The 25,175-nt window shown below is 41.4% G+C and carries 21 protein-coding genes and 1 pseudogene; 14 read left to right on the top strand and 8 right to left on the bottom strand.

The features are described from left to right. Positions 1-100: 100 nt before the first annotated feature. On the top strand, positions 101-766 hold the full coding sequence (locus HHA42_RS03040; protein WP_168417991.1) for a response regulator transcription factor: 666 nt from the start codon (positions 101-103) through the stop codon (positions 764-766). A gap of 12 nt (positions 767-778) precedes the next feature. After that, entirely contained in the window at positions 779-2,125 is a 1,347-nt protein-coding gene (locus tag HHA42_RS03045) for an ATP-binding protein (protein ID WP_168417990.1), read from the top strand. A gap of 115 nt (positions 2,126-2,240) precedes the next feature. On the opposite strand, the gene HHA42_RS03050 is transcribed toward HHA42_RS03045, so the two are convergent. After that, entirely contained in the window at positions 2,241-2,411 is a 171-nt protein-coding gene (locus tag HHA42_RS03050) for a hemin uptake protein HemP (RefSeq protein WP_168417989.1), read from the bottom strand. A gap of 136 nt (positions 2,412-2,547) precedes the next feature. Here HHA42_RS03050 and HHA42_RS03055 point away from each other — a divergent pair, with 136 nt between their 5' ends. Then, positions 2,548-3,447 carry a thiamine phosphate synthase gene (locus HHA42_RS03055; RefSeq protein WP_168417988.1) on the top strand — a complete coding sequence of 300 codons (900 nt, stop codon included), beginning with the start codon at positions 2,548-2,550 and terminating at the stop codon, positions 3,445-3,447. A 78-nt stretch (positions 3,448-3,525) separates the two neighbouring features. On the opposite strand, the gene HHA42_RS03060 is transcribed toward HHA42_RS03055, so the two are convergent. After that, entirely contained in the window at positions 3,526-4,089 is a 564-nt protein-coding gene (locus tag HHA42_RS03060; RefSeq protein WP_168461320.1) for a tetratricopeptide repeat protein, read from the bottom strand. A gap of 28 nt (positions 4,090-4,117) precedes the next feature. Further along, positions 4,118-6,511, bottom strand: a complete 2,394-nt coding sequence (gene mrcB, locus HHA42_RS03065; RefSeq protein WP_168525421.1) for a penicillin-binding protein 1B — start codon at positions 6,509-6,511, stop codon at positions 4,118-4,120. Between the two features lie 180 nt (positions 6,512-6,691). Here mrcB and HHA42_RS03070 point away from each other — a divergent pair, with 180 nt between their 5' ends. Then, complete coding sequence (locus HHA42_RS03070) at positions 6,692-7,609, top strand: NAD(+) kinase (RefSeq protein ID WP_236162403.1); 918 nt, start codon at positions 6,692-6,694, stop codon at positions 7,607-7,609. After that, positions 7,609-7,878: a DUF1315 family protein gene (locus tag HHA42_RS03075; RefSeq protein WP_168417984.1), complete on the top strand. Its 270-nt coding sequence runs from the start codon at positions 7,609-7,611 to the stop codon at positions 7,876-7,878. Before HHA42_RS03070 ends, HHA42_RS03075 begins: the two co-directional genes overlap by 1 nt. A 97-nt stretch (positions 7,879-7,975) precedes the next feature. Here HHA42_RS03075 and HHA42_RS03080 read toward each other — a convergent pair whose 3' ends face one another. Beyond that, positions 7,976-8,986, bottom strand: coding sequence for a glycosyl transferase family protein (locus HHA42_RS03080; protein WP_168417983.1), 1,011 nt, complete (start codon positions 8,984-8,986; stop codon positions 7,976-7,978). A gap of 237 nt (positions 8,987-9,223) precedes the next feature. On the opposite strand from HHA42_RS03080, the pseudogene HHA42_RS03085 reads away from it, so the two are divergent. The 6 genes and pseudogenes from HHA42_RS03085 to yaaA all read left to right on the top strand — a co-directional run bounded on the left by HHA42_RS03085 (position 9,224) and on the right by yaaA (position 16,832). Further along, positions 9,224-10,364: pseudogene (locus HHA42_RS03085) on the top strand (acyl-CoA dehydrogenase family protein). A 318-nt stretch (positions 10,365-10,682) separates the two neighbouring features. After that, positions 10,683-11,792 carry a prephenate dehydratase gene (gene pheA / locus HHA42_RS03090; protein ID WP_168417981.1) on the top strand — a complete coding sequence of 370 codons (1,110 nt, stop codon included), beginning with the start codon at positions 10,683-10,685 and terminating at the stop codon, positions 11,790-11,792. Between the two features lie 72 nt (positions 11,793-11,864). Continuing rightward, positions 11,865-12,956: a histidinol-phosphate transaminase gene (gene hisC, locus HHA42_RS03095; RefSeq protein ID WP_168461325.1), complete on the top strand. Its 1,092-nt coding sequence runs from the start codon at positions 11,865-11,867 to the stop codon at positions 12,954-12,956. A gap of 3 nt (positions 12,957-12,959) precedes the next feature. Then, the gene (locus HHA42_RS03100) at positions 12,960-15,206 is read left to right on the top strand and encodes a bifunctional prephenate dehydrogenase/3-phosphoshikimate 1-carboxyvinyltransferase (RefSeq protein WP_168461326.1); all 2,247 of its coding nucleotides are present in this window, start codon (positions 12,960-12,962) and stop codon (positions 15,204-15,206) included. Positions 15,207-15,343: 137 nt separating this feature from the next. After that, complete coding sequence (locus HHA42_RS03105) at positions 15,344-15,709, top strand: hypothetical protein (protein ID WP_168461328.1); 366 nt, start codon at positions 15,344-15,346, stop codon at positions 15,707-15,709. A gap of 343 nt (positions 15,710-16,052) precedes the next feature. Continuing rightward, positions 16,053-16,832, top strand: coding sequence for a peroxide stress protein YaaA (gene yaaA / locus HHA42_RS03110; RefSeq protein ID WP_168525422.1), 780 nt, complete (start codon positions 16,053-16,055; stop codon positions 16,830-16,832). A 78-nt stretch (positions 16,833-16,910) separates the two neighbouring features. On the opposite strand, the gene HHA42_RS03115 is transcribed toward yaaA, so the two are convergent. The 3 genes from HHA42_RS03115 to HHA42_RS03125 all read right to left on the bottom strand — a co-directional run bounded on the left by HHA42_RS03115 (position 16,911) and on the right by HHA42_RS03125 (position 20,634). Beyond that, complete coding sequence (locus tag HHA42_RS03115; protein WP_168525423.1) at positions 16,911-18,353, bottom strand: deoxyribodipyrimidine photo-lyase; 1,443 nt, start codon at positions 18,351-18,353, stop codon at positions 16,911-16,913. A 206-nt stretch (positions 18,354-18,559) separates the two neighbouring features. After that, complete coding sequence (gene slyD, locus HHA42_RS03120) at positions 18,560-19,042, bottom strand: peptidylprolyl isomerase (RefSeq protein ID WP_168417977.1); 483 nt, start codon at positions 19,040-19,042, stop codon at positions 18,560-18,562. 281 nt (positions 19,043-19,323) lie between these two features. After that, positions 19,324-20,634: a D-alanyl-D-alanine carboxypeptidase family protein gene (locus HHA42_RS03125; protein ID WP_168525424.1), complete on the bottom strand. Its 1,311-nt coding sequence runs from the start codon at positions 20,632-20,634 to the stop codon at positions 19,324-19,326. 205 nt (positions 20,635-20,839) lie between these two features. Between HHA42_RS03125 and HHA42_RS03130 the strand changes: the two genes are divergently transcribed. Further along, positions 20,840-22,543, top strand: a complete 1,704-nt coding sequence (locus HHA42_RS03130) for a M61 family metallopeptidase (protein WP_168461333.1) — start codon at positions 20,840-20,842, stop codon at positions 22,541-22,543. Positions 22,544-22,629: 86 nt separating this feature from the next. Here the strand turns inward: HHA42_RS03130 and HHA42_RS03135 are convergent, their stop codons facing one another. Beyond that, positions 22,630-23,415 carry an rRNA large subunit pseudouridine synthase E gene (locus tag HHA42_RS03135; protein WP_168417974.1) on the bottom strand — a complete coding sequence of 262 codons (786 nt, stop codon included), beginning with the start codon at positions 23,413-23,415 and terminating at the stop codon, positions 22,630-22,632. A 248-nt stretch (positions 23,416-23,663) separates the two neighbouring features. On the opposite strand from HHA42_RS03135, the gene HHA42_RS03140 reads away from it, so the two are divergent. Together HHA42_RS03140 and HHA42_RS03145 are read left to right on the top strand one after the other, a co-directional pair. Beyond that, complete coding sequence (locus HHA42_RS03140; protein WP_168417973.1) at positions 23,664-24,224, top strand: M23 family metallopeptidase; 561 nt, start codon at positions 23,664-23,666, stop codon at positions 24,222-24,224. A gap of 104 nt (positions 24,225-24,328) precedes the next feature. After that, entirely contained in the window at positions 24,329-25,153 is an 825-nt protein-coding gene (locus HHA42_RS03145) for a PhzF family phenazine biosynthesis protein (RefSeq protein ID WP_168461335.1), read from the top strand. Positions 25,154-25,175 lie beyond the last annotated feature (22 nt).

Raw genomic sequence — 25,175 nt, forward strand, 5'->3', positions numbered from 1 at the left:
TGACCGACTCAGGCTCTAGTTACACGCTTGGCAACAAGACATTAACAGAGTGCGAATTAGTCCTTGACTATGTTTGATACATTTTAAGGAACAGGATGGCATGCGATTACTCTTGGCTGAAGATGATGTATCTCAAGCAGAAAGTATTAAAACTTGGTTAGAAATGGATGGCTATAACGTCGATTGGGTCGAGCGTGGTGATCATGCTATTTTAGCCATTCAGCAGCATCAATATGATTGTGTGTTGCTAGATCGTGGTTTGCCTAAACACAGTGGCGATGAAATTCTGCAAGCCTTAAGACAACAGCAACAAGATACTCCAGTCATTTTCATCACCGCACGAGATAGCATTCAAGATCGGGTGCAAGGACTTGATTTGGGTGCCAATGATTATTTGGTCAAGCCATTCAGTTTAGAAGAGTTATCGGCTCGGGTGCGCAGTCAGTTACGCAATGCACAAAGCCATCCAAGCCATGATTTGGTTTTTGCTAATTTGGTTCTAGACACACAAAGCAAACAGGTGAAAGTAGATGATCAGCCAGTGAATTTAACTGCCAAAGAGTTTCAGATTTTACATAAACTGATGCAAAACCCGCAGCATGTAGTGACTCGCGAGCAGTTAGAAGAATCTTTATATGCATGGGGCGATGAAATTGAAAGTAATGCGATTGAGGTTTTTATTTATCAGTTACGTAAAAAAATTGGCAGTACTCGTATTAAAACCATACGTGGTTTAGGCTATCGTATGCAGCAAGATACAACCTAAAGCTGATTAAGCATGTCACAACATACGGTTTCTTTACAGTCAAAACTGGTCAAAAGTTCAGTACTGAGTTCAGTCTTGGCGGGAAGCCTTGCCTTAATTTTACTGTTGGCAGTTGCAAGTTATCAGACCATGCAAGTGCATGATGAAATTATGGATGAAATTGCCGATATGCTGCTGCGGGCAGACTTGCGTGATCATGCAGGTAATCAAGTTGATGAATTAAGCGAACAATTTCATATTGGCTATCAATTAACTTTGGATGATCTGATTCTGACGACATCAGAAGATGAAGATGACCTTTCTCAGCTTAACTTGCCTCAGCTAGTTCAAACTTCGACAGATAGTTTTTCATTTCATTGGCATGATGCTCAAATTTGGCGAAGCTATATTGCGCAAGAAGATGGCTTACAGGTAATTGTTACGCAGCCGCTAAAGTATCGCTTCAAGGAAATTGCTGCTACTAGTTTGGGTTATGCCGCCATTTTATTGGTGTTATGGTTACTGCAATGGGCAATTGTACATTTTATGATTGGTCGCCAATTTAAGCGGATTCAGCAATTATCTCAACAAATTGCAGCTAAAAATCAGCACGATTTAAGTGCCATTGTGCCTAGCCAACCCGAATTGAAAGAACTGCAACCGATGGTGCAGCAACTGAATAAATTACTATCACGTGTGGAACAATCTTTAATTGCAGAACAGCGTTTTACGGCAGATGCGTCGCATGAATTACGTTCCCCCTTATCTGCCATTCAAATGCGTTTACAGGTATTGAAGCGTAAATATCAACAGCAACCTGAGCTTGCACTAGATCTAGAGCAAATTCAGCGTGATGTTAGCCGTGGTACACAAGTGTTGGAAAATTTGCTGTTACTGGCACGTTTAGACCCGACAGATGAACAGTCCTTAAACAAAAGTGCGGTATCTGTCCAAACCCTCATGGATGAGGTTCTACAAAGCCTGGCGCCGTTCATTCAGGAAAAAAATATGCATGTTCAGTTGGATATACAGCCCATACAGGTACTGGGCAATGCAGAATTATTATTTAGCTGCTTACGTAACTTGGTTGATAATGCAGTGCGCTATGCTGCGCCACAAGGGACGATTTGGATAAAGACCAAAACCCATGAATTTACGCAGGAAATTTGCATAGCCGATAATGGGCAAACCGTAACCAATGAAGTCTTGGCACGTTTGGGGGAGCGCTTTTATCGGGCTTTGGGCAGTAAAACTCAAGGTTCTGGTTTGGGGCTTTCCATTTGTAAAAAAATTATAGAATTACATGCAGGTAAAATTGAGTTTGCACGAGCCGAACAAGGTGGTTTGCAAGTGCGAATTGTACTGCCTAAAAATAATTAAAAGGCCTCGTTAGTTTTTAAAATTGATCTAAAAAATAAATCCTTCAGCGCAAAAAAGCAGTATGCGCTGATTCATACTGCTGTTCCCACGTTTATTGTTGTATTAGTTATTTTTGTTATTTTGTGAGAATAAGGCGATTGTTGCGGGTTAAACGCAAACGATACTCTTCGCCCGCATGCAGAATACGAATTTCACGTCCTAGCGCAAATAAGTTATTTGAATGTAACATAGGTAAGGCATGCTGAGTGTCGGAATGACCTGAAAAAAAGCGAAATGGGGCATTCATTGTTATACTCCGTGGTGTGTAAGAATTGTTTTAAATGATAATCATTATCATGTAAACCTGTCAACGAATTATTGTAGAATTTATAAAATCGGTAATGCCTACCGAAATATGCTGCATTACAGAAGGAATGAGATTCATGTTCAAGCCAACTATTCATGTGGCAATAGCCTTACTTTTTCACCAAAATAAAGTTTTGGTTGGATGGCGGGAAGCCAAACAGCATCAAGGCAATAAGCATGAATTTCCAGGTGGTAAAGTGGAAGCAGGTGAAAGCCCTGTAGCGGCTTGCCGTCGTGAGGTATTTGAAGAAGTAGGCATTGGACTTCAGCATTGGCATGACTTTGATGTGATTTGCCATGAATATGACGATGTGATTGTCAATTTACACATCTTTCATGCTGCAGTACCCACTGCTTTATTAAAGGATATTCAAGTGCCTTGGGCTTGGTTTAGCCGCTCACAGTTATTAGATTTGAATTTCCCTCAAGCCAACCGTGCAATTCTACAGCGGCTAGTTTGGCCAAAAGCTATTAAAATTAGTGAAGATTTAAGCCTTTTAAGCAGCTTACCAAAAGAAAAATTACTGTATTGGCGAGTCGAGCCAACAGCTGAGCAGAAAATGGAGTTGATCCAATACTGCGTTGAACAATTGGGGCAGGTGATTATTAATTTGGAATTATGGAAGCAGCTTAATCCGATGCAGCAGCAAGCAGTCGCTGCGATTCATCTTAAACAATCTCAACTGATGCAATTACAAAAAGGCGATTTAAAAGTTGGTCTGCGCTATATTGCAGCGTGCCATGATATTGTTTCGGCACAGCATGCACAGCAGATTGGCTGTGAAGCAATTTTACTTAGCCCCGTTCTACCAACGGCTACCCATACAGATGCAACTGCTTTAGGGTGGGAAAAATTCCAACAGATTACCGAACTTGTCGATATTCCCGTGTTTGCTTTGGGGGGCTTAACGCAGGATGATCTCGCCGTGGCAGAGCAACACCATGCCTATGGTATTGCGGGCGTGCGTTTTATTTGATCTTTTGATTCCCAAACAAAAAAATCGCTGATGTGGTCTAACTCAGCGATTTTCTAAATTTTGCTCATGCACTTGTCATTACAAATTCTTTAAAGCCTGTTGGGCTTGCGCTAGGCTTTTCGCATTATTTTGTTTTTGTGCAGCTTTTTGAATCACCAGCCACAATTGGCGCTTCATGGCATCACTTTGTGCATAAGTCAAACCGCGACGTGCCAACGCTTCGGCATTGGCGGGTTGGTTTTTTTGATTGGCGATTAAAGCCAAATATAAATAAGTTTCAGCCGCTTGTGGAGCAAGACGCTGTGCTTGTAAGGCTGCAGTTTCAGCCTGATTAAATTGCCCTTGTTTATACGCCGTTTGGGTTTGCTGCATTAACTTTTTAAAAGCAGGTAAACTGCGACCATCTTCTAACTTTTGTTGTACCTTCTGTTGTGGCACCACCACTTGCAGAGATTGACGTTTAATTTCTTCACGTTCATAAGGTCGAATGACCACACCCTCGGGTGTCGTCACCGTTTTAGGTTTTTCTGGTGTTGGCTGAGCAGGAGTTGATTCAGGCAGACTTTGACAGCCCACAATTAAACTCAGTGAACCGAGCAACAGTGCGCTGAAAAAAGTTTTACCTGTAAAATGTAATTTCATAAGACCCAATGACCTATATCCTCAAGTGTTAATTGATATAACTACCGCTAGAGATGACACGTCCTTCAGCATTGTCATCAAATTCAGATTCAGTTTCACGGATATAATTCTCGATACTGTCGTCCGTTTCAGGTGTAGCTTGGTGAGTTTCGGTATCGGGTTGGTAAATAGGCTCGACCTGATAATGTGGCATACCACATGCTGTTGCCTGTCGTGGTACATTGTTACGATTCACAGGAATATACATTGCACCTTCACAGCCTTGTGCAGATAGATGCCCAGAACTGCGGTCAATCCAGTGCCATTGAATTTGCTCGGTTTGACGTAAATTAACTGGCTTTTGACGCAATTGCTGCATCACATTGGCCCACACTGGCAGTGCACCCGATGAACCTGTTAATCCAGTGACTTTGTTGTCATCTAAACCTAACCAAACCACCGCTAAATAGTTGCCAGAATAACCTGCAAACCATGAGTCACGGGTATCATTGGTGGTGCCTGATTTGCCTGCCAATTTTAAATCGGTGGATAAGCTGTTATATGCCGAGCGACCAGTACCTGAGCTCATGACTTGCTGTAAGCCATAATTCAAAATATAGGCTGCCGATGGGTCAATGGTTTGTTGTACGGTTAAGCCGTAACGATCTAATAAACGCCCATTGGCATCGACCACTGAACGAATGGCTTTGGTCGGATATTTGAAGCCACCTGTGGCAAAGTTGCCGTATATATCCATGACTTGCATAGGTGATAAATCTACCGCACCCAAGAAAATAGATGGGTATTGTGGAACTGCATCACTCGGTACACCAAATTTGATCAGGTGATTGCGGAAAGTAGAGAGTCCAAACTCTTGACCCAAGCGCACTGCAGACAGGTTATAAGACTGAGAGAGCGCTTGAGACATAGACACAATACCATGATCACTGCCACTGTAATTACGTGGTGTCCAAGACTTACCATCAATTGGGATACTGATGTGGCTGTCTTCTACAGGGCTGGCCCAGTTATAACGCCCGGACTCAATAGCACTCAAATAAATCACAGGTTTGAGTAATGAACCAACCTGACGTTTGGCATCTAATGCACGGTTAAAGCCTGTGAAATCTTGAGTTGAACCCACAGCTGCCACCAATTCACCATTTTCAGGATGAGAAATCAGCACCGCACCTTGTAGGTCTTTTAATCGTTTTGGATTGATTTTGCTTAAACGCTCAACCGAAGCTTTAAACGCACTTTGCACATTGGTTTGGGCAATTGGATCAAGCGTGGTAAAAATCCGCAAACCTTGATTGGTCAAGTCACCTTCTTGGTATTCGGTACGCAATTGACGACGCACAATATCCAAAAAGTCTGGGAAGCGGGCAGGGCCTAAGGTTGGTTTTGCAATGACATTTAATGGACGTGCAGTTTCTTTTTCATATTGTTCTTGGTTTAAATAACCCATCACCAACATATTATTTAAAACAATGTCACGGCGTTTTTTTGCAGCTTCTGGGTTACGCCACGGATTATATAAAGAAGGGCCTTGTACCAAACCGACCAAAAAAGCTTGTTGTGAAATATTCAGTTCACGTAATGGCATCCCAAAATAGAATTGCGAAGCCAAGCCATAACCATTGATTGAATAGTTACCATTTTGGCCTAAATTTACTTCATTTAAATAGGCTTCTAAAATTTCATCTTTGTTGTAATGCAGCTCAATAAGCATAGCCATAAGTGCTTCATTGGCTTTACGTTTTAAAGTACGTTCTGGGCTTAAATAAAAGTTTTTCACCAACTGTTGGGTGAGTGTAGAACCACCCTGACGCTTTCCGCCAGTGACGTTGCTGACAATGGCACGTGCAGTACCACGAATTGAAACCCCGTGGTGTTGATAAAAATTACGATCTTCAGTGGCAATTAACGCTTCAATTAAAGGTTTTGGTACTTTATTGAGTTTAATCAGGACACGGTCTTCATTGTGCTGCGGATAAATCCCGCCAATCAGCATAGGTTCTAAGCGTGCAATACCTGTATTAGACGGTTTGGTGGCACTCACTTCGCTAATTTGGTTATTGGCAAAACTTACTTTTAGTACTTGTTCAGGTTCGACACTATCGCCAAAGTCAAAACCACGGGTATGCACAAATAAGGTATTGCCATCTGTGACATAACTGCCTGTTTTGGCGTAATTATCCGTATTTTTATAACCCAGCAGTTTTAGTTCTTGCGTAAAGTCAGTCTGACTCACAGGTGCATTGCTATACACTTCTAATGGGCGTGCAAATACCTTGGCTGGAATATCCCATCGTTGTCCCTCGAATTTGTCTCTGACAATATTATCTAGACGAATCAAGTAGATACTAAATGCAATAAACCCACCAATAACGATAATGCAAAACAGTAATGCAATTATGCCTATGCCACGCTCAGACTTCATAAATCGCGATAAGATCCTGATAAATTTTGCTAATCATGCGAAGCTTTTACTGAATTTGCAATAATTAATCTGTGACTGAACAGAAAATTACGTCATAAAATAGGCCGTAAAATGTAGTTTTAAAGTTTTTTTAAATCAATCGGGTTAGTGCTATTATAGGCATCGAATCGTAGCGGAGCGATATCGCAGGTGCAACTCTCACATAAGAACTTTCGGAACATTGGACTGATTGGTCGTCCAGACAAATATTCTGTCGTAGAAACTTTATGTCTGATCCATGATCATATTTTAGGCTTGGGCTTGCATCCCGTTTTTGATTCTGAAACTGCTGAACTTGTGCCTTATGCCAACACACAAACCGTTAGCCGTGCTTTATTGGGGGAAGTGGTTGATTTGGTGATTGTGGTGGGTGGCGATGGTTCATTACTGCATGCAGCACGGGCACTGGTCAAATACAATACGCCTGTGATTGGGGTGAACCGTGGTCGTTTAGGTTTCTTGACCGATATTAAACCGACTGAAGTTATTTTTAAATTAGATCAGGTGTTACAGGGGCATTTCCAGTCAGACCGTCGTTTTTTACTGGAAATGGAAGTGCGCTCTAAAGGCGAAATCATTTATGAAGCGATTGCTTTAAATGATGTGGTGCTGCATTCGGGCAAGTCTGTGCACATGATTGACTTTGAGCTGAACATTGATGGGCAGTATGTCTACCGTCAGCATAGTGATGGTCTAATTGTTTCAACCCCTACAGGTTCAACCGCTTATGCTTTGTCGGGTGGTGGGCCAATTGTACATCCAAGCATGGATGCAATTGCGTTGGTGCCTATGCATCCACATACGTTGTCTTCGCGTCCAATTGTGGTGGGCGGACACAGTGAAATTAAAATCCAGATTCGTGAAAACCGTGTGTTGCCAATGGTCAGTGCCGATGGTCAACATAGTGTTTCATTAAATGTTGGAGATAGTTTGCATATCCGCAAACATCCTTATAAATTGAATTTATTACATCCACCTGGTTATGACTTTTATATGGCATGTCGTACCAAGTTAGGATGGAACCAAGATTTTGAATCAATGCAACAGCAGGATGAATGATGAATATTGAACAAATGCTTGCCGTACTCGATCCTGAAATTGTTGGACGTTTAAAAACGGCAGTTGAAATTGGTAAATGGCCAAATGGCGTTGCTTTGACCAAGGAGCAACGTGAAATTTGCATGCAAGCGGTATATGCATGGGAAATGAAAAACCTGCCTGAAACCGAGCGCAGTGGCTATATTGACCGTGGCACTAAAGAAGAAGGCGAGCAATGTGATGACGATCATCACAAGCATGAGGAATTTAAACCTATTCGTTTTGTTTAAATCACGCCATGTAACTTTTAATTTAGAATTGAAAGCGCAAAAAGACACCTCTGAAGGTGTCTTTTTTATTGCCGTATTTTTAGCAAAGTTTTGGGTTTTAGTGATGGCGATTTTGCCAAAGCTGCTGTGCGGTTTGCATTGCTGCATCATAATCGTCACAAACGCCCATGGTGTATAAAGCAATGCCCATGGTTTCAGTCACTGCAATTTCACCATATTCATGCGGTTGCTGACCTAACCACACCGCTTTCAAAACAGCCAAATCTAGTTCTTCTTCTACAGGGCTGCGGCTATCGGTCAATTTAGGTAGTTCGTGCTCATATAAGGTGCCATTCTTAATACCACAAATTAAAGTTCTGGCATCTGGATTGCGTTCAAATTCACCACCTTCACCTTTAATGACCGCACTGTTTTGATAACCTAGCTGAAATGCCGCTTGTTGATGTGAACTGCGGTAAGCAGGATGGAAAATAGCCTGCATCGTGGCTTTGGCATTAAATGGATTGATCAGCCGAGCAAGGGTATGAATTGGCGAGCGCAAACCCATGACATTGCGTAAGTTGATAAGATCACTCAAAATGGGTGAAATGGCATGTAGCGGCAAATAGGCAAAATTGCGTTGTGCCAATTGCTCCTCAACTTGTAGGTCGTTTTCGCAAATGGGGAAACCTAAATATTGCAGTGCTTGTTCGGTATATAAGCGGTTAATGGTGTGCCCAGAAGCGCCATGCATGACTACTTTATAGCCATGCTTTGCCAAAGTCAGTGCCGCCAATAAAAACCACGGATAATGTTTGCGTTTACCTGCATAAGAAGACCAATCTAAATCGACGTGTAGTGGTTTAAATTGCAACTGATCACGAGTCGCTTGGACAAAGCCTGCCAATTCATCTACCGATTCTTCTTTTACACGCAGCAGCATTAAAAAAGCTCCCAATTGCACATCGAGCACTTCATTGCGCAAAATCATGCCAAAGGCTTGATAGGCTTCATCATAGGTTAGTGAACGTGCGCCTGTTTTGCCTTTGCCAATAATACGGATAAATTGTGCAAAAGGATGTTCTGCATCTTTATAAATATTTCTTTTATTTGGGTTTGTATTTAGCATAAGCGGGTTCATACGTCTTTCATTTGAAATTTCACAATGACCTTAGTGTATAAACTTCGGCAACAGTTTGCAGCATTATTCACAGCGTTGGCTATAAGTTTAAGTGAGCATTTGCGCTGTGCATTAAAGTTTGACTGCAAAGTAATATAAGTGCGCACAATAATGCATGACAGCTAGGTTAAAAATGCATAGCATGGGATGGATTGAAAACAACAATTGAAAAACCAAGGATGTTATATGCTGGCTTATGATGCAGATTTAGAATTATTTAGAGATAACTTTCGCCGTTTTATGCAGGAACATATTGCACCGCATTATGCAACGTGGGAACGCGAAGGCATCATGCCGCGCAGTGTCTGGAATTTGCTCGGTGAAAATGGTTTTTTATGTATTGATGTGCCAGAAGAATATGGCGGTTATGGCGTGCCGACACATTATTCTTTAATGTTAGTCGAAGAATCAGCACGTGCAGGCTATAGCGCACTGTCTACAGGTATTTCTTGTCACTCTGAAATTGCTGCGCCGTATATTTTGCATATTGGTACAGAAGAGCAAAAACAATACTGGTTGCCACGCATGGTGTCGGGTGAGGTGGTTGGCGCAATTGGTATGACTACCAGGTGCAGGTTCTGACTTACAGGCCATGCGTACCAATGCCATTTTGCAAGATGAGTATTATGTTTTAAATGGCTCCAAGACATTTATTTCTAATGGTCAGCATGCAGACTTAGTGGTTCTCGCTGTAAAAACTGATCCACAAGCACGTGCCAAAGGTGTATCGCTGATGTTGGTCGATACGCATTTAGATGGCTTTAAAAAAGGAACCAATCTGGAAAAAATTGGTTTGCATTCACAAGACACGTCAGAGCTATTTTTTGACAATGTTAAAGTGCCAAAAAATCAATTGTTGGGTCAGGCAGGGCAAGGTTTTGCCTATTTAATGCAGGAATTGCCACGTGAGCGTACTGCTATTGCAGCGACAGCATTAGGCGCAATTCGCGGCTCGATTGATGTAACCACACAATATGTGCAAGAGCGTCAGGCTTTTGGACAAGCGATTGGACAGTTCCAGAACTCTCGCTTTGTATTGGCGCAGGCCAAAATTGATGAATTGGCAACAGCTGCTTTTTATAATCAAAACGTCGAATTGTATATGCAAGGCAAACTCGATGTAGAAACCGCAGCTGCGCTCAAAAGCTTTTCAACAGACATGCAAATGAAAATAGCCGATCAATTATTACAACTGTTCGGTGGCTATGGCTATATGACTGAGTATCCGATTTCACGTTTCTTTGTGGATGCGCGTATCCAGCGGATTTACGGCGGAACAAATGAAATTATGAAAGAAATTGTGGCACGTAGTTTATTAGGACGTTAAATAGATACATCTATTTTTGATATCAAGCAGCAAAATTTAAACGGAGAGTCAGCCCTGTGCTGGCTCTTTTTATATTCAGACTTAAAAGCAATCAGCTGATTGCTATTTACACTCAAACTAAGTTTGGAGCAGGTTAAAATAATCGGGCAAATAACCAAGTCAGTTATCGCTTATATTCATCATGTATTTAAGAGATTGGTGATGCTTTGATCAACTGTATGTTTTTAAATCTGAAACACTGAAAGTTGTATTGCGCAACATTTGAAAGCTAACTATTGTTATACTATTTGCAAAATGTTTATGAAGGGCGACATAACAATGATCCAAGACGATCAGAACACAACGACTTCTCTTGATCTCGCTAAAATCCGTGAAGATATTGACTCTGTAGACCAACAGATTCAACAGCTGATTAACCGTCGGGCACGACTTGCAGAGGCGGTGGCGAAAGCAAAATTTGCAGCAGAAGAGAATCCGTTGTTTTACCGTCCTGAACGTGAAGCACAAGTTTTACGTAATGTTATGGAACGCAACGAAGGGCCGTTGTCTGATGTGACCATGGCACGTTTATTCCGTGAAATTATGTCGGCATGTTTGGCGCTAGAAGCGCCACAAAGTATTGCGTTCTTGGGTCCAATTGGCACTTATACACATTCTGCCGTACTTAAACATTTTGGTCAGGATGCAATTGTGCGTCCGCTGCCTACCATTGATGAAGTATTCCGTGAAGTGGAAGCAGGCAGTGCACACTATGGCTTAGTACCTGTCGAAAACTCATCTGAAGGTGTGGTAAACCACACGCTAGATTGTTTTAAATCTTCACCCTTAAATGTCATTGGTGAGGTGGAGTTGCGTATTCATCACCAATTCCTTGTGTCTGAAAACACCCGTAAAGACAGCATTAAACAAATTTATGCACATCAGCAAACTTTAGCTCAATGCCGTAAGTGGTTAGATGTGCATTATCCGGGCGTTGAACGTGTAGCACTTAGCTCAAATGCAGAAGCAGCACGCCGTATTCGCAATGAATGGCATTCTGCTGCTATTGCTTCTGAAATTGCAGCTAGCATTTACGAACTCGAAACTTTGCATAGTAATATTGAAGATAACCCAGAAAATACCACACGTTTCTTGGTGATTGGTCGTGAGAAAGTTCCACAAAGTGGCAATGATAAAACTTCATTGTTAGTGTCTGCACATGACCGTGCAGGTGCCTTGCTTGAAATTCTTGCACCATTTGCGAAGCACAATATTAGTCTGACCAGTATTGAAACCCGTCCTGCTTTACCTGAAAAATGGTCGTATGTGTTCTTTATTGATTTAGAAGGGCATGTCGAGCAAGACAATGTACGTGCAGCGATTGAAGAAATTCGCCCATTGGTCAAAGAAATTCGTGTCTTGGGTTCATATCCTGCTGCAGTGCTATAACCGTATTTAATTTGTTGGTGTGCATTCCATGATGCGCACCACGTCCATCACCTAGTCTACTGGAAGTGTAAAATGTCGTTTGTCCCAGCCAATGAAGGTATCTCGAAGTTAAAGCCTTATCAACCAGGTAAACCAATCAGTGAACTTGAGCGTGAGCTAGGGATTACAGATATCGTCAAACTTGCATCTAATGAAAACCCATTGGGCTGTTCAGACAAAGTTAAAGAAGCTGTAGCGGCTGAAATTGCAGAAATTGGTCGCTATCCAGATGGTGGTGGTTTTATTTTAAAAGACCAAATTCAAAAACAGTTTGGTTTTGCACATGACCGAATTACTTTAGGTAATGGTTCAAATGACTTGCTTGAAATGTTTGCTCGTGCATTCGTTTCAGACAAAGATTCAGTTTTGTATAGTCAGCATGCTTTTGCAGTCTATGCCTTGGTAACGCAAGCAATTAATGCACAAGCCATTGAAGTACCTGCCAAAGGTTTTTCACATGACTTAGATGCAATGGCTGCAGCAATTCAAGACAACACTAAATTAATTTTTATTGCGAACCCAAATAATCCAACAGGTACTTGGTTTGAAGAGGCTGAATTTGAAGCCTTTATGCAAAAAGTTCCTGCACGGGTGATTGTGGTACTTGATGAAGCCTATGTGGAATATTTCCCAGAAAACTTCAACAGCCTGAAATTCCTTGAGCAATATCCGAACCTTATCGTGAGCCGCACCTTATCTAAATGTTATGGTTTGGCTGCATTGCGTGTTGGTTTTGCATTGGCATCGGCAGAAGTGACTGACTATTTAAACCGTATTCGTCAGCCATTTAACGTTAACCATTTGGCAATGGTGGCCGCAGTTGCTGCATTACAAGATGAAGATTTTATTGAAAAATCTCGTATTAGCAATAAAGCTGGTATGGCGCAATTAGAAGCAGGCTTTAAAGCATTGGGCTTAAATTATGTGCCTTCACGTGCTAACTTTATTTTGGTTGATGTAGAGGCTGATCCAGGTCAAACATTTAATGCTTTATTGAAAGAAGGCGTGATTGTTCGTCCTGTAGGTATTACAACGCATTTACGTGTTTCAATTGGTACAGAAGCAGAAAATGCCAAGTTCCTACGTGCATTAGCAAAAGTATTGGGCAAGGAAGCAAAGGCATAAAACATGGCGCAACCATTGTTTGAAAAAGTTGCATTTATCGGACTCGGGCTTATTGGCTCGAGTTTGGCACGTGTAATGCTGGCAGAAAATTTAACTCAGCATATTGTTGCTTCGACCCGCTCTGAAAAGACCTTACAGGATGCTTTAGAATTAGGGTTGATTGAACAAGGTTTTAATAATCCTGTAGAGGCCGTACAGGGTGCAGATTTGGTGGTGTTGGCATTGCCTGTACAAGCGACAGAAAAAGTCTTACGACAGATTCAGCCTTATTTGGCAGATCACGTGATTCTGACCGATGTTGGTAGCACCAAAGGTAGTGTAGTGGCTGCAGCCAAAGCCGTATTCGGTGATAACTTACCTGAAGGTTTTGTCCCTGGTCATCCAATAGCAGGGGCAGAACATACAGGTGTGCATGCAGGTAAGGTTGATCTATTTGCCAACCACAAAGTGATTTTGACTCCTTTACCTAGTAGTGCGTCATGGGCAGTCAGCAAACTGATTCAAATGTGGGAAAGCGCCAAAGCTGAAGTCATTTGCATGGATGTGGAAAAGCACGATGAAGTCTTGGCATATACCAGTCATCTTCCCCATTTAATGGCCTTTAATTTGGTCGAACAATTGGCAAATCGGGAAGATAATTTAGACATTTTCCGTTATGCTGCGGGAGGCTTTCGTGACTTCTCTCGTATTGCTGCCAGTGATCCGCAAATGTGGCATGACATTTTCTTTGCCAATAAAACTGCACTGTTAAAAGCGGTGGATGGCTTTGAAAGTCAACTTGAGATTATTCGCCAATTGATTGAACAAGAAGACTCGCATGCTTTAATGGGCTTGCTAGGACATGCGCAAGCGGCACGACAGCATTTTAACTACATGCTCGCCAAGAAACCTTTTATGGAGAACAATAACGTGACACAACAATTTACGATTTTGCCGGGTGCTAAGACTTTCCAAGGTAAATTTACCGTACCGGGTGACAAATCTGTGTCACATCGTTCAATTATGTTTGGTGCCATTGCTGAAGGCACTACGCATGTGACAGGTTTCCTTGAAGGTGAAGATGCTTTAGCGACTTTGCAAGCATTCCGTGATATGGGTGTAAGCATTGAAGGCCCTAAAAATGGTGAAGTCACTATTCATGGGGTGGGCATGCAAGGTTTAAAAGCACCTGCAGGCGCAATTTATATGGGCAACTCAGGCACCTCAATGCGCTTGTTAGCAGGTATGTTATCTGCGCAGCAGTTTGACTCTGTTATGACTGGTGATGCGTCATTGACCAAGCGACCAATGGAACGTATTGCAAAACCATTACGTGAAATGGGTGCTCAAATTCAAACGACGGGTGAACGTGGAACACCGCCTGTATCTATTACAGGTGCGCAAGCACTGAAAGGCATTCAATATGACTTGCCAATGGCATCTGCGCAAGTGAAGTCAGGTATTTTACTGGCAGGACTTTGGGCAGAAGGCGAAACGTCAGTGACTGAACCTGAACCAACCCGTGACCATACAGAGCGTATGTTGCGTGCATTTGGCTATGAAGTGAAAACAGAAGGCAACCGTATTTCATTGCAAGGTGGCGGTAAATTAGTTGGCACTAATATTCAAGTACCATCCGATATTTCCTCTGCTGCGTTCTTTATGGTGGGTGCTGCCATTACAGAAAATTCAGATGTCACCTTGGAAGCGGTGGGGATTAACCCAACCCGTACTGGTGTAATTGAAATTCTGAAACAAATGGGTGCGGACTTAAGTGTAGAAAATGAGCGCATTGCAGGCGGTGAACCTATTGCAGATATTCGTATTCGTGGTTCACGTACTTTAAAAGGTATTCATGTTCCTGAAGATCAAGTCCCTTTAGCAATTGATGAATTTCCAGCATTGTTCATTGCAGCAGCATGTGCCGAAGGTGAAACTGTACTGACAGGTGCTGCAGAATTGCGCGTGAAAGAATCTGACCGTATTCAAGTTATGGCAGATGGTTTAAAAACTATGGGTATTGACTGCACACCAACTGAAGATGGCATTATCATTCAGGGTAAAGGTAAAGCAGGCGACTGGTCACCAGTATTTACTGGCGGTGAAATTGAATCACATCATGACCACCGTATTGCCATGAGTTTCTCTATGGCAGGTTTGCGTACCTCAGGTGAAATTAAAATTGTCGGTACAGAAACTGTTGCGACCAGTTTCCCAACCTTTACTGAACTTGCTGGCGTGGCGGGTTTAAATATTCAAGTAACAGAATAAGCCAAAGTGATATAGGGGATGAGATGAAGCATCACAAACCCTATACTTTATGCTGAAACAGCCAAGCTTTTGCTTGGCTGTTTGCGTTTTATTGCTTATGCTAAACCCATACAAGAAAAAAGCCTTTGGGTCTGAGCATGCGCAAATTAAAATTTATGGCGAATTGTGAAAATAAACAAGAGTTACAAGATTGCACCTTGGCACAGAATTATGTTGCAAATTTACTTTCACAGAATTTATCCCAATATGGTTTTCAGACTTTGCCACAAAGCGGTGCGCAGGTGGCAGTGAGTGTAGATGAATACGCTTTACCATTGGCAGTAAACTGTCAAAGCCGTGATGAAGATGGGCATTTGGTTTGTGTAATTACCTCATACCCAAATGAAGAGCAAGACTGGCTAGAGCGTATTACTGAGCAAAGCTTGCTAAATCAATTGGCGCAAGCAGTAGAAAACACCCTGAAAGAAGATCATTCATTTAGCGAGTTTGAATGGAAAGGTTAAAACAATGTAGATGCAAATGAGTCATTTAAAATTTATACTTGATTTATAAATCAAAATTATTCATTTTTTAAATGATATGTCATCTAATTGACACATCCTAACCGTATATTGAGCAGCAAGAAAAATACAACATAACAACCTGATTTTAACCCGCTTAATTTGGGAGAGTTAAGTGGGTTTTTTATTGCCCAGAGAATAATAAAATTAAACATCGCCTAAGTTACAGCGACTTAAAAAATATTTTTAAGAAAACTTTTTCCGATGCAGTTAAGCAAAAACACACATTGGAGTTTGCCTTGTGCTGCTGCTATAGTGAGCTCTGTATTTTTTATTTAGGTGGTTTATGCTCGCTTTAATTTCTCCAGCCAAGACTTTAGATTACGAAACTGCATTACCTAGCGATGTATATACTCAACCTAGATTACTTGAACATTCACAAGAATTAATTGATGTGGCACGTAAACTATCAGCGACTGAAATTGCCAGTTTAATGAGCGTGAGTGAAAAAATTGCCACTTTGAATGTTGAGCGTTTTCGTGACTGGCAAGCAGAATTTGATCTTGCCAATGCGCGTCAAGCCATGTTTGCCTTTAAAGGGGATGTGTATACAGGTTTAGATGCCTATAGTCTGTCTCCTGCAGATATTGAGTTTGCCCAACAACATTTGCGTATGCTTTCGGGGCTATATGGTTTATTGCGTCCTTTAGATTTAATGATGCCGTACCGCTTGGAAATGGGCACTAAATTGCATAATGCACGTGGTGAAAATCTATATCATTTCTGGGGTGAGATTATCACCAATTTGATTAATCAAGATTTAACGCAAAGTCAGTCTGATCTATTGGTGAATTTGGCTTCAGATGAATACTATAAAGCCGTTCAGGAAACAAAAATTCAGGCTGAAATTATTAAGCCAGTATTTTTAGATCAGAAAAATGGCAAATACAAAGTCATTAGTTTTTATGCCAAAAAAGCCCGTGGTTTGATGGCACGTTTTATGATTGAAAATAAATTAGAACGCGCAGAAGACTTAAAAGCATTCAATAGTGAAGGTTATTATTTCGATGCAGACAGCTCATTAAAAGGTGAACTGGTCTTTAAACGTGATGAACAGGCGGCCTAAACTGTCGGTTTAATTCTTAAAACTCCCATCATGGCTAAAGTTTAGCTGATGGGAGTGTTGATTCAATCTGCATTTCGCCTATAACTGTTTAAATGCCTCAATCGCGCGCAGACGACTCTGTTTTAAATCTACTATCGGCTGAGGATAATTCAGTTTTAAATTTGGATTTTTCGCATAAGGTTCGTGAATGTGTTTGGCATCTAAATGTGCCAGTTCAGGTAACCAGCTGCGAATATAATCTCCCTGTGGGTCAAACTTTTGGGACTGGCTTACAGGGTTGAAAATCCGAAAATAGGGCACAGCATCTGTCCCTGTCGAGGCGCACCATTGCCAACCACCATTATTGGCAGCTAAATCACCATCAATCAAATGCTGCATAAACCACTGTTCGCCTAAGCGCCAGTCAATCAACAAATTCTTGCATAGAAACATTGCAGTAATCATTCTGACCCGATTGTGCATCCAGCCTGTATGCAGGAGTTGCCGCATTCCTGCATCTACAATTGGGATACCTGTTTGTCCTTGTTGCCATGCCGCTAAACCTGCTGGATCATTACGCCACACAATTTGTGCAGTCTGGTCTTTAAAAGGTTGGCGTTGGGAAACTTTGGGATAATCAAACAAAATATGTTGATAAAACTCACGCCAAAGTAATTCATCTAACCAAGTTTGTTGCCCAATATTTTCCAGATGAAAATGACCTTGCGACGAAGCAAAAACCGCAGCCAGACACTGCCGAATAGATAAAATCCCACAATTTAAATAAGCAGAGAGCCGACTTGTGCCTGACCGTGCAGGAAAATCACGCTGTTGCTGATAATCTTGCATGTGCTGATGCACAAAATCATCCAACAATTGCTGCGCATGTTGTTCCGTAACTGCCCATAAATTTTGCTGTTCTTGTGGCACAGCAGCCCATCCCCAAGTTTCTAAATTGGGAACAGTCGATTCATATTCAGAGGGTAATTCAATTGCAAATTGCGGCTGTGGAGAGGGGAAGCAGCGTGGTATAGCCAAACTTAATTGCTGATAGGCATACTTTTTAAATGCGCTAAATATCTGATAGGGTTTCATGCTCTGATTGCGCACACTGCCTACAGGGAAAAGCGTACGATCATGGTAGAGGATTAAATCCAGCCCTTGCTTGTTCAGGGTCTGTTGTAGTTGAAAGTCACGTTTTAGCTCATTTACGCCCAGTTCAATATTGGCATATATGTTTTGTATGGGGTGTGAGGTACTCAATTGTGTACAGAGTTGGCTTACGGCAGTTGGAATATCTGACCAAAGTGGAACTGTTTGGATAATAAGGGGGATATTTAGCTGTGCTAACTGCTTTTTTAAGGCCTGTAACTGACGCAAATAAAAGTCAATTTTAATAGGCGCATCATCATGCAAGAGGTGTTGCTGTGGAGACAGAACCACCAAACCAATACATGGCGCATTTTGACTCGCATGCCAAAGCGCACTGTGATCTGAAATTCTTAAATCTTGTCGGAACCAAACTAAATTATAGCTGCGCATGGAAAATATGCTTGCGGTGGGCTGAAATGTCGTCTCATTATAAGCATGGCTGTGCAGCCTTGTGTTCAATGAAAAAAGTTTGTTTGCTCAATAAATCGGCAATGTATAGCGCAGAATAATAATGATAAGACTTGAAGATTACTTTCCAAAATAAAAACAAAAAGGCAAAGTTATATAACTTTGCCTTTTCATTTGATCAGATGATCTTAGTGGTGATGACCACCCGCACCGTGTACGTGACCGTGATCTAATTCTTCTTGAGAAGCTTCACGGATTTCAACGATTTCAACTTCAAAAGTTAAATCTTGACCAGCAAGTGGGAAGTTTGCATCTACAACAACGTTGTCACCTTCAACCGCTTTTACAGTTACAATTTGAACGCCATCATCAGTTTGCGCTTGGAATTGCATACCAGGTTGGATGTTGTCTACACCTTGGAACATTTGTGCAGGAACTTCTTGAACTAGGTCTGGGTTGTATTCGCCATAACCTTCAGCAGCAGGTACGTTTACAGTAAATTTTTCGCCTACTGTTTTACCTTCTAACGCTTTTTCTAAACCAGGGATGATGTTACCTGCACCATGCAAATAGGCAAGTGGTTCACCTTGAGATTTGTCGAGAGTTTCACCCTCTGCGTTAGTCAATGTGTAGTGGAAAGAAACCACGAGGTCATTTGCAATAGCAGTCATGTTATTGATCCATTCAATTTTTTAAGGGTACATCATAAAGTGAAATGTGGAATTTGTTATAGACATTTCTGCAAATTCTTCACTTTTCCAAGTTTTTTATGACATTTTTTAATTAATAAGGGCAAAGTTTATTATTTCAATGCAAAAATATGCAAGTCTGCAAATTTTTACGGTTTTTCGCTGCAACTGATTCTGCCAGCTTTTTGTAATGTGTAGATGACAATAGAAAAGATGGGACATGGCCCATCTTCACTATATTAAAACTGAGTGATGTTTTAGTTCTAACCCAAAGAAGTATGTTGATCTTCTGCAGTTTGCTGCCCGAAGAAATTAAACAAGTTTCCAAACCACATCATAATACGTTCAAAAATATTGGCTTCTGCAATTTGCACTTGTTCTTCAATTGCGAAGCTATTAATCAATTGATTATTTTGATAGACATGCACCGTTGCTAACTTCATAACTTGCTCAAGTGGGGCAGTCAGTAACTTTTCTGACAATTCAATGTTCAAGTGGGTTTGAGTCCGTTGTGCAGGCTCAATGCTATGTAGCAGGCCATCTGCTGTTGCCACTTGCAGGCGTAAAGTATTTTGGTCAAATGCTGCTAAATCAATCGCATCTGCACGTTCGTATAAAGATGTTGTCACAAACTTTGGTTGGCTGCTTTCAATTTTAAACATACGTAATGTCGATTTTACGACAGGGAGTTCAGCAATCATTTGTTTTGGTTTAATTGCAAGCTCGTTACGGGTGTAGCTATAGGCTAAATTTAACAATTTATGCGCGACTTCAGCACGTTTTTGTACGCTTTTGGTGCCCATAACTACCACCACTAAACGACGTTTTGGTGCATCGCTGTCTAACGTTGGGCGGTTTGCGGTTAAAGCAAGGTTATATCCCGCTGCTTTGGTATAACCTGTTTTTAAACCATCTACACTCGGGTCTTGTTTTAATAAAATATTGGTCGCACGGTGATAGTGCTGATTATAGGTAAAACTGGTCTGTTTAGAGTAGGTCAAATAATCAGGTGTTTCGGTCACAATAGCTTGTGCCAAACGGGCCATGTCTGCCGCAGAAGAATAATGGTTTGGCATGGTTACGCCAGATGGATTCTGAAACAGTGTATCTTGCATGCCCAGCGCTTGTGCTTCCTGATTCATTCGAGCAATAAACTGCGGTACACCACCTGCAACTCGTTCACCCAAAGTCAGCGCAGCATCATTGGCAGACATAATAATTAGCCCAGCCAACAATTGATCTACCGAAATTTGTTCACCTGCTTTTAAGTACATTTGTGATTCATCCCACATCACTTGCTGTACCACAGGTGTTACGGTCAAAATTTCATGCTTGTTTAATTTACCTGCCTGAATATCTTTTAGCACAATATAGGACACCATCATTTTGGTCAGTGACGCAGGCGCACGTTGTACGTGGCTATTGTGCTCTGCAATGATTTGTCCAGATTGTGGGTCTAAAATTGCCCAAGCTTCGGCTTCAACACTTTCGGCTTGGATATTCAATAATGCGGCATGTGTGATTGCGCTGCAAAGCCAGCAGAGTAGCGCAATCAGATAAATAACACGTTTCAAAGAAGTTCCTTATGTACACCAGTCCGTTGGTGCTGTAATGGTGTCTAAACAGTAAAATCGGTGTCGAGTGACTTAGGCATGCTATGCTTTTTTTTGCCGAATGACTAGCCAAAAATACCCACAAATCAGGCGATGACGCATCAATTGCTAAAAAAATGTTAAGCTTGTGGCCAAGTTCTTATTTATACATTTTGTATTGCCCATTATGTTGCATTATCAAATCGAATTTGACGATTATCGTCAGCATCTTATGCATGTCACCGTGCGTTTTTTGGCTAATCCTACTCAGGTTTTATCATTACCCACTTGGATTCCAGGCAGTTATTTAATTCGTGAATTTTCAAAACATATTGAGTCGGTGCGTGCTTATGATGAGGCGGGGCGCATCCTCAAAATTCAGAAATTTGCAAAGAATAAATGGCGTTTGTTCAATACCGACCATGAATTGATTACGGTGGAATATGATGTTTATGCCTATGATTTGTCGGTGCGTGGCGCTTATGTCGATCAGACCCGTTTATATGTCAATCCTGCCTGTGCTTGTTTGGGCTTAGATGGTCAGGAAGATAAAGCAGTTGAAGTCGAATTATTTTTACCAGATGAATTAAAGCATTTTCAACTTGCGACAGGTTTGGCTGCAAAAAGTTTGGTGAAAGGGCGGTATACCTTAAAAGCCAAAAATTATGCAGAATTGATTGATGCGCCATTTGAATTGGCAGAACAAACCCGTTTTAGTTTTAGCGCAGCAGATATTCCACATGAATTTGTGGTATCGGGCAAACACGCGATGAACGCTGTGCGTATGCAGCAAGATATTGAAAAAATCTGCGCTACACAAATTGCTATGTTTGGTTCTGCGCCATTTGAAAACTATACCTTTATGACCATGGCAACAGGCAATAGTTATGGTGGTTTGGAGCATCCAAACAGTACTAGCCTGATTACACCACGTGATGATTTACCTAAAGCCAATGAGCCTGAACAACCATCTAAAGATTATCAGCGCTTTTTAGGCTTGTGTAGTCATGAGTATTTCCATAGTTGGTTAGTCAAATTCATTCGCCCTGAAAACTTTGTTAATTATGACTTGAATCAAGAAGGCTATACCTCACTGTTATGGATTTTTGAAGGTTTTACTTCTTATTACGATGACTTGTTATTATTGCGCAGTGGCGTGATTGATCAGGCAGCGTATTTAGAATTACTTAAAGCACAAATTGATCGCTATTTACAAAACCCAGGGCGTGCGATTCAAACTGTGGCAGAATCAAGTTTTGATGCATGGGTGAAGTTCTATCGTCAGGATGAAAACTCGAACCATGCAGGAACCAGCTACTATAACAAAGGCTGTTTGGTTGCTTTGTGCTTAGATTTGGGCTTGCGTTTACGTGGTTCAAGTTTAGATGCCTTAATGCAGAAATTATATGCCAATGCGCAACAGGGCATTCAAGTGCATGAGCGTACAATTTTTGAGTTATGTAAAGAGTTGACAGGAGATGATTGGTCAGAGCAAATCCATCATTTAATCAACACGACAGATGAATTGCCTTTAGATCAGTTATTGCCTGAATTTGGTATTCAGTATCAGCTTAAGCAGGACAAGTCTTTGCCATTTGGTCTGAAACTGACAGATAAGCCTGAAGGGGTGTTGGTCCAAGCTGCGCGTCGTGAAGGTGCGGCTGCAAAAGCAGGGCTTTCTGCACATGACGTGATTGTTGCGATAGATGGTTTAAAAGCTACGACAAAGTCGCTTGAGCAATATGCTAAACAAGATGCAGCTTATACTGTTCATGCTTTCCGCCGTGATGAGTTGATGACCTTTAAAGTGAATGCTGCACAGACTGAATTACATGAAGTTGAATTAAAACTGCAAGATCAGGCGAAAGTGGAATTGTGGTTAAAAGGTTGATTTGAAGTTAATTTTAAAATTCTGCAATAATAAAATGGATGCTTTGGCATCCATTTTTTGTGTTGAGCTAATGCGGCACTCAAGCATTAACGCGCCCGACGTCCACGGCTTTTGGTATTTGGGCGTGTTGTACCATTGGTCTTACGACGTGGTTTTTCACCTTCTTCCATTTGCCAAATACGTGGCGTACCAGATTTTTTCTTAGGCGTACCATCTTTATTTTTCTTTTGATGCATTGGCTTGCCGCCCGTACCACCTGGTTTTTTCACATAAGAACGCGAGCGATATGGCTCTGCCGCAGGGACATCTTTAAAGTCAGGATACAACAACGGTTCAATTTCTTTGGTTTCACCAGGTTGCAAGCCAAGTTGTACCAAGTCGATTGAACCTATTTTAGTACGAATCAAACGCAGGGTTGGAAAACCAACAGCAGCAGTCATGCGGCGTACTTGACGGTTGCGTCCTTCGCAAATTGAGATTTCAACCCAAGAGGTCGGAACAGAAGCACGGAAACGGACAGGTGGATCACGCTCCCATAACCATTCTGGTTCATCTACTTTGTGTGCTTGTGCAGGTAAAGTCATACCATCTTTAAGCTCTACACCTTTGCGTAGTTGTGCTAAAGCTTCTTCTGTGACATCACCTTCGACTTGTACCAAGTAGGTTTTGTATTTTTTATTGGCAGGGTTGGTAATAAACTGATTTAAGCCGCCATGATCGGTTAGGAATACCAAGCCTTCCGAATCCATATCTAAACGCCCTGCTAAACGTAAGTCAGGGTCGTCTACAAAAGCAGACATGGTGAGGTGTTTTTCATCCTCACGGAATTGAGAGAGAACGTCATATGGCTTGTTCAGGATGACGATTTTCATAAGAAATGCTTCTTTAAATTCAACAAATTGGAGATAAAGTGAGTTGTCTAAAATGAGGAAAATATTATTTCCCAATTAAAACTCAAATAAAGTGGGTTTGGATGTCGCTATTATGCGATAAGAACAACAGAAAGTATTGCATATTGGCAATTATTTTTAGTGTGTGCATTTAAAATTACAGAAACAGGCTAGGCATCTATAGTGCATAAAATTAAGATAAAACTGATATGAATAAAAATTAGGATGTTATGCAACAAGGTCGTTGGTGCTTAAAACTCTCACTTATCTTCTCAATGTTGGCTTTGCTTAGTGCATGTCAGCCACCTGTGTCTGGTGAATCTGCAGGAATTCAAACCCCGTATTTATACTGGAAATTGCAACAAACTGAACTGGCTGGGACTCCATTACAAATTCCCGTGAAAGGAGTAAATATAGGTCAAATACAAGATACATGGGGTGCAGCCCGCAGCGAAGGCCGTAAGCATCAGGGGACTGATATTTTTGCAGCGCGTGGTACAGCCGTCATTGCTGCGACAGATGGCATTGTGCATAAAATTGGTTTAGACCGTTTGGGTGGTAAAGTTGTTTGGATTACAGGGCCTGCATTAAGCCAGCATTATTATGCGCACCTTGATGATTATGCCGAACACATTCAAGCGGGAGATTGGGTACAGGCTGGAGAAGTCATTGGTTTTGTTGGCACAACAGGCAATGCCCAAAACACACCACCACATTTGCATTATGGCATTTATGTACGTGAGCAAGGAGCAGTGAATCCTTATCCATATTTACAGGCAAGTGCACGTTAATTTCAGATCAAATATTGTGTAAATATCAAATCTTTTAACCATTTCCGTTTCAAGCCTATTTATATTAGGTCGATGCTATCTTTTTTAGGACAAACCGTTTAGCCATGAAAATTTATCAAGTCGATGCTTTTAGCCATACATTATTTAAAGGCAATCCTGCTGCAGTTGTATTACTTGATACATGGTTAGACGATGACTTGATGCAACATATTGCACAGGAAAATAATCTATCAGAAACCGCATTTGTGAAAATGTTGGATGCTGAAAACTTTGAAATCCGCTGGTTTAGCCCGACCACCGAAGTTGATTTTTGTGGACATGCGACGCTTGCAAGTAGCTTTGTCATATTTAAGGACTATACCGCTGCCAAAACCATTCAATTTCATGTGAAAAATTTGGGTATTTTTACGGTACATCAACAGCCAGATGGCAAAATCTGCATGAATTTTCCAATCCGTCGTGCCAAGTTAGTCAAGGAATATCCTGCAGTTTTGCGACAGGCACTGAGCAAGCCATTTAAAAATGTATATCTGAATGCGCAAGCTTATATTGTGGAATATGAATCTGTGCAAGATGTACTAGACGAGCAGCCGAATCTAGAATTATTAAAACAGCTTGGACAGTTACGAACTGCTTTAACTGCCGCATGTTCAAGTGTTGATGTTGCAATTACAGCATCTTCACAAGCCGATTATGACTGTGTTTCACGTTATTTTGCGCCCGTCATGGGTATTCCTGAAGACCCTGTAACAGGTTCGATTCATACAGCAATTGCCCCGCTTTGGGCAGAACTATTAGGGAAAACTGAATTGGTGGCTTATCAGGCTTCACAACGTGGTGGGGTGTTGTATTGCTGTGTGCTAGACCATGAGCGCATTGAAATTTCAGGTTATGCCCAGTTATATCTACAGGGTGAAATTATGCTTTAAGTCCAATTTGGCAGTGTGTTGG

The sequence above is a fragment of the Acinetobacter sp. A3 genome (assembly GCF_012371415.1).
Classification (GTDB): domain Bacteria; phylum Pseudomonadota; class Gammaproteobacteria; order Pseudomonadales; family Moraxellaceae; genus Acinetobacter.